General features: G+C 46.1%; 8 protein-coding genes. All 8 read right to left on the bottom strand.

Annotated features, from left to right (window positions below; all coding sequences use genetic code 11):
• Window positions 1–20: 20 nt before the first annotated feature.
• The 8 genes from GWG06_RS10435 to GWG06_RS10400 all read right to left on the bottom strand — a co-directional run bounded on the left by GWG06_RS10435 (window position 21) and on the right by GWG06_RS10400 (window position 12254).
• Window positions 21–3035, bottom strand: a complete 3015-nt coding sequence (locus tag GWG06_RS10435) for a hypothetical protein (RefSeq protein WP_160713101.1) — start codon at window positions 3033–3035, stop codon at window positions 21–23.
• A 321-nt stretch (window positions 3036–3356) separates the two neighbouring features.
• Window positions 3357–4940, bottom strand: a complete 1584-nt coding sequence (locus GWG06_RS10430; protein ID WP_160713099.1) for a discoidin domain-containing protein — start codon at window positions 4938–4940, stop codon at window positions 3357–3359.
• Window positions 4941–5344: 404 nt separating this feature from the next.
• The gene (locus GWG06_RS10425) at window positions 5345–5944 is read right to left on the bottom strand and encodes a pyridoxine/pyridoxamine 5'-phosphate oxidase (protein WP_202182989.1); all 600 of its coding nucleotides are present in this window, start codon (window positions 5942–5944) and stop codon (window positions 5345–5347) included.
• 207 nt (window positions 5945–6151) lie between these two features.
• Window positions 6152–7444: a DUF3108 domain-containing protein gene (locus tag GWG06_RS10420; RefSeq protein WP_127042756.1), complete on the bottom strand. Its 1293-nt coding sequence runs from the start codon at window positions 7442–7444 to the stop codon at window positions 6152–6154.
• Window positions 7445–7734: 290 nt separating this feature from the next.
• Window positions 7735–7968 carry an acyl carrier protein gene (locus tag GWG06_RS10415; RefSeq protein ID WP_160713097.1) on the bottom strand — a complete coding sequence of 78 codons (234 nt, stop codon included), beginning with the start codon at window positions 7966–7968 and terminating at the stop codon, window positions 7735–7737.
• 118 nt (window positions 7969–8086) lie between these two features.
• Window positions 8087–8734 (bottom strand): DUF1796 family putative cysteine peptidase, encoded by a 648-nt coding sequence (locus GWG06_RS10410; RefSeq protein ID WP_127041131.1) that lies wholly within the window; start codon window positions 8732–8734, stop codon window positions 8087–8089.
• A gap of 15 nt (window positions 8735–8749) precedes the next feature.
• Window positions 8750–10645, bottom strand: a complete 1896-nt coding sequence (locus tag GWG06_RS10405) for an alpha/beta fold hydrolase (protein WP_160713095.1) — start codon at window positions 10643–10645, stop codon at window positions 8750–8752.
• A 4-nt stretch (window positions 10646–10649) separates the two neighbouring features.
• Window positions 10650–12254, bottom strand: coding sequence for a condensation domain-containing protein (locus GWG06_RS10400; protein WP_160713093.1), 1605 nt, complete (start codon window positions 12252–12254; stop codon window positions 10650–10652).
• Between the last annotated feature and the right edge of the window lie 2 nt (window positions 12255–12256).

Here is a 12256-nt window from a genome sequence, read left to right as displayed (position 1 = left end):
GTTATTCCCGGTAACAGTCCTCATTTTGAGGCAAGCAACATTTCAAATAATACCTGATTATCGGTTATCTGCTGAAATGAATTAAGCGTATCCGCTGTCAGGTATTTTTGGATTTCTGCCACCATTACTTCTGTAGTTTCTTTGCATTTCTCTTCAAAATCAGTGTTGAACAACTGAAAATCACGTCCCAGTAAGGAGCCGAAAACATCCGATTTATCTATACTGAGAGATGAAATAATCAGTTGAATATATTCCGCATTCAGCAACGGGAGATAATTTAATCCATTCCCCCCGGTGAACTTGAATTCATTAATATCAAAGCGGGTTCTTATATCTCCTGTCAGATAATTCAGCAGGTCATCATTAATACCGTTAAAGAGGTAGTTAAGCATTAATTTAATCAGGCTGGCATTCCCTTCAATACCTGCAACCATCCTGAACAGATCGGTACTCATGTCGTTTAAATCATGCAGTACCCGGCTCTGTACCTGCAACAGATAAGCAGTAACAATAGATGTTAACCGGTCATTTAGTTCCTTCCTGTGAACTTCAAATTCCGGGAAGTTACTACCGCTGTCGGGAATATAATACCAGAAGTAATAGTTGGTACATAAATCCTTCAGACTGGTAATTGACTGCTCCTGCCCCATATATGCGGGGCTGATAAAATTGATTACCGGCGATACTATTTCCGGTTTTCCCAGTAACATGCCATTCCAGAGCAGCCTGTAATATATTGCCGGTTTCCCTTTTTCATAAGGGGTGATACTTACTCCCGGGGCGCTCACTATAGTTTTGGTAAAATTTACATAGGAAGCAAAGTACTTCCTTTCCAGGTTAAGCGCATCAAAGCTGAGCAATAATATTAAGGACGGCATTGCATCCAGCAGTTCCCTGGAGGGATTTTCTGTAAGAAATACTTTCGGGAAACCTGCATTGCCCCTGTAGCGGCTATTACTCTCTATATAGGCTTCCGGCAAGGAAAAATCAACGGTACCATTACCGGCATTGATAAAAATACGCCAGTCGGAATAGGGAGCATGCTCAAACTCCATAAACGTCAGCTTATCCAAAGCCATTCGGATATACCTGTCTATCATCCCCATGTTAAATCCTCCCGGGGTAAAATTGGATAACTCGAAATAGATTTCCAGCACATTGGTTATCAGATTAGCATTCGACTTATCTTTAATGTCCGCATTTTTTATCAGTTCTTCCCTGTATATCTTCATTATCTCTTTCTGGAAATCTTCTACAGACTGCAGGTAGCCGGCGATCAGCCTTTTAAATACACTTACCAGGCTATTATTCTTATTAGCCCTGATCTCTGCTATTTCTTTTCTCTGTATCCTGAATTCTTCATACAGCTCCTGGTATTTGGTTGGCTTGATTTCCCTGAAGGTATGGGGGTTATCTATTGCCAGTCTTGTTAACAGGTTCATGCAAATGCTTAACCGGTCGGGGTTAACTCTTTCTTTGAAAAGTTTATACTCTGAGTTGGCGCTGATAATAGCTCTTAACAGATTAATCAGTTCCGCTGCCCCTTTATTTTCTATCTCAACAAACAACTGACGTTCATTGCCGATAGCCTCCTTATTACCGGTGAATACTGCCTTTTTCGACTCTTCATATACATTAAATACCCGCAGCATGTATGCCTTGTATTCATCCACGGTCATTTCTCTGTCGTAGGTAGATTTAAAATTTTCGATATCGGATTTTAAATCTTCTATATCATCATTAATGAGATAATCGAGCTTTGTTTTTACATCTTTCCAATAAAGATTTATCTGCAGGGAGATGTTCTTCAGCGAATCGCCAACATTGTCCAGATCTACATCCATTCCCTGCAGGAACTGGATGATATACTTTATATTCTCATTTGTTATCTCAAAATAGGCATCGATTTTCTTATCAAGAATGGATATGCCTTCCATCACCTGTTTTCTGAGTGCTTCTATCTGTTCGGAAATTTTCTGCAGGTTCTGTAATATAATGGCGTCGGCATTCTGCTGTTCAGGTGCGTTGAATGCATTATACAGCGACAGCGCAACGCCTGCATATCCGGAAATGAGTCCCAGGGAGCCTAAAGCGGACATCTGCTGAATGCTGTTATACTGGGCCGACAGGCTCTTAATCTGGAAAGCTGCACTGGCAACTGCCGTTACTCCTTTCGTTAAATTAGGATCTCCGATAATATTCGTCGCCAGTGAAATGATAGACTGTACCGAATAGTCTTCCCAGTTCTGCAGGGCAATCCTGTTTTTCTCTTCCTGTTCTGTTCTTATTTTTTCAAACAGATAATCTACTTTACTGCCCATATCTTCCACCTTCGCGCCTATGCGGTCTATTTTCTTCACTACTTCCTCCTGTCCGGACTGCACGGCATCCAGTACGCTTTCCAGCTTTGCATTAATAACGGATTTAAGCTCCGCATCGCCGGATAATATTTCTCCGGTTGCCTTCACCAGCCCGTTCACCTTCAGGAAGCTGTCAAATTCAGCATTGGCCGTTCGTATTTCCTTTTCACTGTTGTCCAGCAGGCTGTTAAACTCATGGGAAAATACATTATCGATGCTTTCCTTAAATGCGGGATCAGTTGCAGCGATGCTGTATGTTTCATTCAGTACCCGTTCCGCATTGTCAATACCCTTGCTGAATTCACTCTGTTTCTGGAGATTGATGTCCTTCGTTACATTAAGTGCAGATGCTTCATACACTTCTTCAATCTTTTTACTGAAATAATCTCCCAGGTAGTCAGCACCAACAAATCCTACTTTTCTGATATCCTGGTAAAAATCGTATCTCGCCTGTACCCATTCCGAGTCAAATTTTTTCTCCCTGTATGCCGGATATTCAGCCGAGTAAATTTTATCTGCTGCATTTTTTATTTTCTGTATATCCTGGGCAGACAGGACTTTCCCTTTCCTCGCCATATCATTTACATACTCCAGCACGAGTATGCTGCTCCAGTTTTTAGATTTTCCCAATTGAAAAACGGCATTGGATACATAAACCGGTTGTGCATTATTCATAGACAATTATTAAAGGGGTTGAGAAGGGGATCATCAGGGATAATGGTAACATGACAGGCATCAAGTGCCGGTTGTATTATCGTTCCGCTGCTTTTTCCACATGACCTGGAATGTATGATTTGTTGTATGATATCTGATCTGTAAGTATAGCTGCTTCCTTATTTACGGAGGCGTTTTTGGGGTATACTTATCTGCTTCCAGTCCGAATATAGTGATTATTTACCTATTCTGCTGCAACAAAACATCAAAAAAAAATCCGGGTAAGAATACCCGGATTATGTATGCTGAACATAGAGGATCGATGTCTGCAATATCGTTGTGCTAATCTTTATATGTCCCTACTTCGCACATGGCAGCAAACTGCTGACCGTCGTACGAACTTTTCATATTCAGTTTGAAGTAGCGGAAATTTTTGACTGATGACAGCACTATATTCTGCGGGTTGGTGGATTGTGCCAGGGTAAAATCGCCCAGGGAGGTCCAGGTGGCATTGTTGTTACTGGTCAGGATTTCTACCACTTTCACCATTCTGCTGTCGCGCTGCTTAAATGTAAAACGGTTTACATCCAGCGCCTGGCCCATATCTACGGTAATATAGTGCGGGTAGCTGGTGGCATTGGAAGACCAGCGGGAGTGCCAGAAAGTGCTGCCGGAGCCATCAATGATATTGGCTGCAGCACCGCTTTCACTGGCGGTTTCCTGAGAGCTGTAGGCGGCTACCGTCCATCCGGTTTTATCATATACCACCTTATCACCGAAGGTGATCACAGGAACATCATTTACGAAACTGTAGGAAGCCACATAACTGGAGATGCTGCCATTTTCATGCACAAGCCTGATGGTGAATTCATAATTCGTGTTTCCCTTATCCCTGAAATCACTGACAGGCATGACGATACGGAAGCTGTCGGTACCAATTGGCTTGGAAGCGAATGTGACTGAATTATATCCTCCGTTATCATTGCCGGTATTGCGGTTATAGTAGGCAATATCCTTCACCGCTTTTACAGCCGTAAATTTACCGGAAACAATTATGCTGGCGGAGCTACTGTTATAATCGGCGTACACGCGTTTAACCTGGCATCCGGGATCTGCGTACCAGTCTGTTCTGGTAACGGTACTGAATATCTGCCCGTTGGCGAGTATCGCGGCATCTGCCGGGGAAAAGTAGGTAGGTGATTTTCCCAGGGTGCCATTACCATAGCCCATCAGCGTGGTGCCATACAGATTATTCTGTGACTGGGCGCCGCCATTATGCGGAAGATTAATACCGTGGCCCATTTCATGCGCCATGCCGCCAATCCATTTGGTAGAAAATTTATCATCCGGCTTGCCAAGATTGATGGTATCCAGACCGGTATAATCCAGTGCAAAGCACCAGCGTCCGATACCATAGAACGGACCTCCGCTGGGATCCCCGTTAGCGCCGTAGGAGTATGTGGGAATAACCACCATGATGTGATCACTTTTTTTCTCCGTGGGATGGGCTGCAAAGTAGGTATTTACTTCATTCATAACAGCATTGGCGCCACCTTCGTACGGGTAGCTGCTTTTACCCTGTTGCCCGCGGATCAGTGTTATTTTCAGCCGGCCGCCGGAATCTGTCTGCAATCCTATGGTCTTGCCGGTGTATCCCCATTGATTCATCCATTTGGTCGTAAAGTTCTGCATGTAGAGGAATACACCGTTCAGCCTGGCTTTGTAGCCCGGCACAGTATCCAGGTCGGATGGAACAAAATAAACTACGTTCAGCATATAGGTGCCATTGGCAATGCCTTCTGTAGCCACGTCCGGCTTTTTAGTATCTGCATCCTGCGGTGCGGCAGGCTCAGGATGTTTCTGACAGCTGGTCATTATCATTGCCAGCACAGTGGTAACCACCAGGAATTGAAAGATTTTGGTCATTGTTTACTGTTTTAGGTGAAGAATTACGGTTTTGGACAGATAGTATATTCATTTAAATGCAGGGGCTGTAAACTACTTACCGGCTCCCTGCCTGTAAGAGAGGGGCATGACGGGCCAAGCGCACATAACCGGGAGACAACAGGCTAACAGCCGGCGTACAAAATAAACCTTATTCAAATGGCTGCATTTTTTGGCTGATTAGTGTAAACACTATAATAGCAGCGGTTTCCTGCTATGGTTCATTTTCATTGCTCCTACTAAATATAAAAAAAAATCCCACACTACAGTGATAGTATTTTATACAAAACACATCGTATTTTAATCAGAAAGCTGCTATACTCCGGACAAAAAATAAGCTGTATCAGCATAATACTGATACAGCCTATGCTGATCTGCCAGCATATCTATGGCTGCAGTTTTATTGCTGACCACCGGCCATTATGCAACGTAAATAAGGTGCGGTCATGAAACCTTGATTCACTGAAAACCAGGAATTCAATACGAACGGGCTCAATCGCATATGCCCCCCAGTTTTGCGGCCTTTTCACTTCCTGAGCGGTAATATCCCCGGCTATTTCATCAAATCGCCGGGTGAGTTCTTCCGGGTCTGTCAGCTCTTCTCCCTGATTGCTCACAACTGAAACAATCTGACTTTCTCTGTTCCGCTCGCTGAAATAATGATCCGGCCATGTGCCGGCAAGCAACCGGGCAACTCCCTGAATACGCACCTGCTGCTGGGTTTCAGGCCACCAGAAGGTGAGGGCCACTTTCTCATTATTACTGATTTCCACTCCTTTCCGGGATGTCAGTGTGCCGGTGATGATAAAATGTTCATCCCTGATTTCCTTCAGCGATACAAAACGCGCATTGGGGAAGCCATCTGTTCCTTCCGTTGACAGGCAACATGCGTATGGCAGCTTTACCTTACGCATTAGTATTTCCTGTTCCAGGGCATGGTTAAACCTTGCCAGTATTTCCTGTATGTTGAGTTCCTGTACCATCATATACTCACCTTGCTGCTGTTTTACGCATAATTGGTAACGCTATCAAACAGCTGCAACTAAAATAGTCATTATCCGGCAATGTTAACTTGATATCCGGGATACCTGTTCTCAAGGGCACATCCCGGCTAAACGAAGAAGCCTTCCACCGGTAACAGGCGGAAGGCTTCCTTATATACTTTCGTTAAAAAGCCCGGCAGGCGCTATCTTTTATCGTACGTCTTTCAGATTCACATTCACTTTATCGCCATCATTGCGGATCGTCACTTTCATTTCTATTTCCGCGGTCATACCGGTGGCTCCGCTACCGGAGCTGTAAATCGGACTGGAGGATAACACTGTTCCGCTCGGATGAACCAGGCTGGAAGTTCCGGACTGATAGGTGTAAGAATAGCGGTGTGTATACCCAAAGGAGGTAAGCAGAATATACTCACCCGGCATCAGGTTAGTGAATTCAAAATGTCCTTTGTCGTCATATACTGTTGTTTTTTTAATACAGGCGGCCACGTTAGGATCAATAGGAACTTCGGGCAGCTTCCTGCGTTTCCTGATTTTTTTGTTCACTTCCTTCCATTCTTCGATATAGGCTGAATTAGGTAGTATAGAGACTACCGTACCTCTTGGCGCAAATTGTGCCCGGTTAATATTGACTACCTGCAACCTGCTGTTACCGTGATCTCTTGCGAAGGCGGTACCTACAATTACGCCGTTTCCTTTTTCCAGTCTTCGCAGATTTTCGTCCTTGTCAAATCTGCTTTCTATCGGCTGGTAATCCAGTTCCTCATTTACACAGATTTCTGTAGTTCCTCCGCCCACGGGCATTTCTCTCTGCCAGATCCTGTGATCCTTTTTATCTATGATATAGGCGTAAACTGCGCCGGTAGATTCTTCCAGTACATTCATGAGCCAGCTTTCGTGGCTACCGGTTTTAGGTGAGCGATGTATATAGCTTTTTACATCTTTTATCACGTAATTGGACAATACGCTGTCAGGGCTGCTACCATAATAAAATTCTGTTACGGTGGCCTTATAGCCTACATCCAGGGGCAGTGTGGTAAAGAGCAGCTCCGCCAGGTTATAATCAACAAATTTCCCGGATGGCTTTATCGTTACAGGCTTGTCTTTCTCCCCGTTTGCACGGGACTTACCCGTCACAGTGTTACCGAAAGTCAGCTCCAGGGAGTTTTTCAGCCCTTCAGACTTATAGCTGACCGGACTGAATGTTTTAGGATCTGCTACAGAAATTCTCTTTCTGTACCATTTTTCATTTTCATCCTTGTAGTCGGTTACAAATCTCATTTCATCTGCTGAAATGGCTAAATCATGGATATAGGATCCTTTTTTCTTCCAGTCGTTACCTTTTACATAATAGATCGTAAACAACGATTTTCCGGGAGTCAAACGCTTGGTGCTGATGTCCGGATGTCCGGGTAAAACTGTTTTCTGTGCAAAGCTGGCAAGTGGCAATATCAGCAGCAGAACTGATCTTAATGGAATTTGCATGAAGTCCTTATTTTATTATTACAACGCCTGTCTGAATTTCCTTTCTGTCGTTGTGGTTTTTCTGAAGGCATATGAGATATGGGCTGCTCCTAGCAAATTTCATTCCGAAAAGAACAGAAATGTGTTTTAAAGATGTAAACTTATCATGATTGCTCTTTTAAAAATTACGAATTACGAATTGCGAATTACGAATGAGGAGCGAAGATGAAAGCGAAGAAGTAAATTCTTTATCCGCTTTCATCTTCGCTCCTCATTCGTAATTCGCAATTCGTAATTCGTAATTAAATAGCTCACGCTTTACTTTCAAGATAATTCGCGATCTCTCCTATTGTATTACTGGTGGACAAGCCGCTGAGATCTGCCTTTATACCAAGCTGGTCCTGCATCTGAGACAAAAGCTGTACAGCCAGGATAGAGTTCATTCCCAGGTCATCCAGCGATTGAGCCGGGTTGATGGCATTCGCCGGAATACCGGCGGAATGGCTGATGGCATTAATTAAGGTGGATTCAATAGGTTGTTTCATGTGCTATGGTTTTTGAAGGTAAATGGTTATTTCCGTCAGAACGGATGATGTAATAACGCTTTTTATTATAAATGGTTCAAACACGATGGCGGAATATTCTTCCGGTCTGGCTGCGGTGCTATGGTTGTTCCAGAAAGCTGTCCAGCAGCTGCTGATAAGCCGTTTCATCGCCCCAGATATCAAATTTTTCCTTATACCTGATATAACGTACCACCGCTATACGGCCGGTTTTCCGGAGTGCTTCATACAGCATATCACAGTACAGGCGGTTTTCTTCATAGCTTTCATCATACCTGATGTAGATCCAGCAACGGTCATCTTTTTTAAGCACATTACAGAAAAGCACGGCAGCGGCGGTTAACTGCTGCACACTTTCCGGGCTGTCTACATTTACACTGGCAATATTATAGAGATAGGTGCATCGTCTTTTCCTGACATACTTCATAAAACGGCGGCCTCTTCTTACAAATGCCCGGTATGTCTTTTTTTTATCGATAATATCGCCATGATGATAGAAGGTAGTTTCCGGGAATCTCTCTGCATATACATGCCCCTCTTCATTCCGTTGCAGGGAATGGAGAAAATATCTGAAGTCCGTGATGATATTCTCATGCACATATGCCAGCGCTGTCAAGGGATGCAGGCTTATCCAGTCGAAAGGCAGGCTCCTCTTCCGGTGGCCCAGGCGGGCGAGCACATAGGCCGGATGGCAATCGCAGCCCAGTGGTATGATTACTTCTTTTCTTTTAAACAATGTCCATTTCATGATCCTGGCTTTTTATTAAAGTCCCCAATATAAATATGCGGCCATCACGGCTACCAATGCCAGCATACTGCTGGTATACAGCCTCCTGTAGGGCAACCGTGTGAAAATAAAGAGAAAGACAAGCAGCAATACGCCGGTAAGCGCTGTCAGCACATGACACAGCGTAATGGTCCAGCTATATGCTCCGGGCAGCCCCACTGCGAGTATATAGGGATTGATTCCTGCTGTCTGCCTGATGGCGGTATACAGCCCCCAGGGCAGCAGGAAAGCCATTATCATGGCAGTGCACAGCAGCAGATTCCAGGGCAGGAATTTTACCGGCATCCTGCAACTCCGGATGATTACACTGATGAGCATCAGTAACAACCATACATACGCCAGCGCCAGCGGAATAAGTACCGGCAGTCTCAGTTGCATCAGATCCGCTGCCAGTCTGCCGGTTCCGCCGCTAACCTTTACGCCGGCAACAAAACGGATCTGTCCTTTCTGTGCGAGCCCGCTGGTATCAGGGCGCTGCTCCGGCCGGTCCATGAATTGCTGCGCCAGTCCTATCCCCTCTTCGCTGTATCCTGCTTTATGCCCGGCGCCCGGCAAGGTAATCAGGAAACCATGCGGAAAAACCGTGGTCAGCTGGGCGGCATCAGCGGGAGCAATCAGCGGATCCATTTCCCCGGTGAGTAGCAGCACCGGCTGCTGCGCGAGGGATACACCGGCAGCAAAGGCTTCCTGCCTCGGACCGACGGGCCATATCTTTGCAGCCTGCATATCGGATTCGAAATAGTGCAGCGGCAAATCAGGATAACGCGCCGCGTCCTGCCGGTATCCTTCCAGACTGTTATGGCAAAGGATATCATTGTACAGCATGCAGTAAAAAGCGCCGTACGCCATAGACAAACGATTACTGAAAGCCTTTACCAGCGCTTCCGTCATAGGTTTGTTCCGGTCATGGAATGCTGTTATCATCAACGGCAATACCTGCATAAGCTGCTGGTCGTACAGGCATTGCTGTACAATCAGGGCCATATCATCCGCGTTTAATATGAATTTTCCGGAAGAGAGGATTGATTTGTCTGCCGCTACTTCCAGCGGCTGTTTTTCCAGGTCATGCAGTGTCTGGTAAAAAAGCGTTTCCAGGCCGGGATAATTTACAGCTGCCGTTTTATCGTTGCGCAGGTGGTCAAAAAACAGCCGCAGGCTACGGGCAAAATTACCCGTGAGGTGATTGTAGTAGCCGGACATAGGCGCTACCGGCGCATCCAGTACGGTGGCTCTCACATCCGTGGGAAACATCTCCAGGTAAGTCATGGCTATATGTGTACCATAAGAAACACCGTAGATATTCCATTGCGGGTATCCCATCGCAGCCTTCAGTGCATGAAGATCTCTGGCAACGGCGCGGCTGCTGTAAGCGGATAAATCCACGGAATCCTTTTTCATTTGTGCCATACAACCCTCTACCACCCTGGTTTTACCTGTGGTCGTGGTATCCCTGCTATCTGCTGCCAGCAACCCTATCATACGGGCGCCTTCACCGGTACATAAGGCAGGAACGGAGCAACCGGTGCCCCGTAGATCTACCAGAATAATATCCCTGTTCTCCCGGAAAGGATGGTCCTGCCAAAAGCCAATATCCGCGGATGCAGCCGCTCCCGGCCCACCCTGGATAAACAGTACAGGGTCTTTGAGAGGCGTCTGCGACCAGCTGTGCAATACCATTACAGCAAGCTGAATCTGCCGCGTGTCTGCCTGCCCGTAGTTTTCAGGCACGGTAAACAGGTAGTAGTCAATAGCATCATCCTGCAGTTCCTTTCTGTCCGGGAAAAAGGAATGGCAGCGCTGCAGCGGCGTTTGCCGGGCAGTCACTGTCATAAAGCTGAAAAGACTGCATACGAATAGGAAAAAACATTTCATAGAATCAGGATAGTCGTGAAAACTGTTGCCGGTAGATTTCTCCCGTACAAATATTGTGTATTGTCAACGCAGGATTGTTGACAGCGCGTTCTGTCATGCGGACAAACAACGTTAACAGGGCAGTTATTTCACTGCTGTTATACAAAGCCTTCCGGTATACTGCTTCCAGCACAATGCCGCCGTTCTGTTCAAATGCATTAAACTGCAGATCGAACTTGCAGCGGATCAGGGAAGTGTTTTTCCTGGTGATCTGCAGTCCGCCCACTTGCGGTACGGTATCTTCCGGATAGGCGCCGGCAGACAGGAACTGGAATACGGTATGGAAAGGAGCCTTCCCTCCCTGCCGCTGCCCCGGCAACCTGTCTTCCAGTATGCGTTCCAGCGGATACAACTGGTGGGAGAATGCCGGCAGGATATAGTCCTTCATATTTTCAAGCACCTCCGTGAAAGTCATATGAGGGAATATCCGCGCAAAAACCGGTAATGTATTTACGTATAGCCCTACCTGTTCTTCCAGATAGGCATGGTCCCTGCCGGCGAGCACGGTTCCATACAGCACTTCATTTTCTCCCTGCCGGTAATGCTGCAGTACAGCAGATAGTGTCAGCAGCACGATAAAAGGCGTGGCTTCCCTGTCTCTTGCCAGCCGGCTGATACCGGCGGTAAGATTTTCGGAGAGATACACCCGCTCCGCTGCGCCATCGAACAGGGTGTTGCCGGCAGGTACTGCCCTGTTTCTGGCATTCATCGCCGGCAATACAGGTATCGCCGATGACCAGAATGCTTTCAGTACGTCTTCCTTTTCTTCCAGCATCCGATGCTGCCATTCGGAGAAGTCTTTATATTGTATTGCCAGGGGAGCATTGTCGGGGTACTGTTTTTGGGAAAACAGTTCATAATACCGGAACAGGTCTTTCTGCAATATCACCAGCGACCAGGCATCGCAGATAAGGTGATGGATAGAAAACAGCAACGCATACCTGCCATCGTCGAGTGCCAGGAGGCGCAGGCGGAACAGCAGCTCCTTTTCAGGATCGTAAGGCCGTTGCATTTCCTCCAGCTCCAGGGCATCCAGCACACCGGCGGCAGCTGTTTCCCTGGATATGACAAACGGCATTTCCTCCTGCTCCCTGATACGCTGGTAAGGAGTACCGTCTTTCCATACAATAGCCGTACGCAGCACTTCATGTTTTTCCGTCAGTGCAAAGAAAGCAGTATTCAGTATGTTCAGGTCCGGCTGACCATCCATGATAAAAGTACTGACAAGGTTATAGGCAGTATCTGTTCCGTCTGCAATGATGCGTAGCAACATACTCCGCTGGTTGTAGGACAGTACATAATCATCTTTCAGCGGTGCTGCGCCCAATCCATAAAAAGGGGATTGTTCATTAGCCGCGATCTTTTCTGCCAGCAGCTGTATGGTAAGGCCATTGAACAGTTCCGTTACTGCTACATCCGTACGGAATTCATTTCTGATACGGTTGGTCAGCAGCACAGCTTTCAGCGAAAATCCGCCGGCAGCAACAAAGGTATCGGTTGGTTCTGCGTGATCGGTTTTCAGTACTTCTTTCCAGATTTCTTTCAGGCGTGAGATTATCTCTTCATGCATAG

This window comes from Chitinophaga solisilvae (assembly GCF_009928525.1).
Classification (GTDB): domain Bacteria; phylum Bacteroidota; class Bacteroidia; order Chitinophagales; family Chitinophagaceae; genus Chitinophaga; species Chitinophaga solisilvae.
This window is presented reverse-complemented; position numbering and strand designations above follow the sequence as displayed.

Bases quoted from the DNA above. Each gene is read 5' to 3' on its own strand.
- GWG06_RS10400 (WP_160713093.1), bottom strand. From the start codon at position 12,254: ATGCATGAAGAGATAATCTCACGCCTGAAAGAAATCTGGAAAGAAGTA.
- GWG06_RS10405 (WP_160713095.1), bottom strand. From the start codon at position 10,645: ATGAAATGTTTTTTCCTATTCGTATGCAGTCTTTTCAGCTTTATGACA.
- GWG06_RS10415 (WP_160713097.1), bottom strand. From the start codon at position 7,968: ATGAAACAACCTATTGAATCCACCTTAATTAATGCCATCAGCCATTCC.
- GWG06_RS10425 (WP_202182989.1), bottom strand. From the start codon at position 5,944: ATGATGGTACAGGAACTCAACATACAGGAAATACTGGCAAGGTTTAAC.
- GWG06_RS10430 (WP_160713099.1), bottom strand. From the start codon at position 4,940: ATGACCAAAATCTTTCAATTCCTGGTGGTTACCACTGTGCTGGCAATG.
- GWG06_RS10410 (WP_127041131.1), bottom strand. From the start codon at position 8,734: ATGAAATGGACATTGTTTAAAAGAAAAGAAGTAATCATACCACTGGGC.
- GWG06_RS10435 (WP_160713101.1), bottom strand. From the start codon at position 3,035: ATGAATAATGCACAACCGGTTTATGTATCCAATGCCGTTTTTCAATTG.
- GWG06_RS10420 (WP_127042756.1), bottom strand. From the start codon at position 7,444: ATGCAAATTCCATTAAGATCAGTTCTGCTGCTGATATTGCCACTTGCC.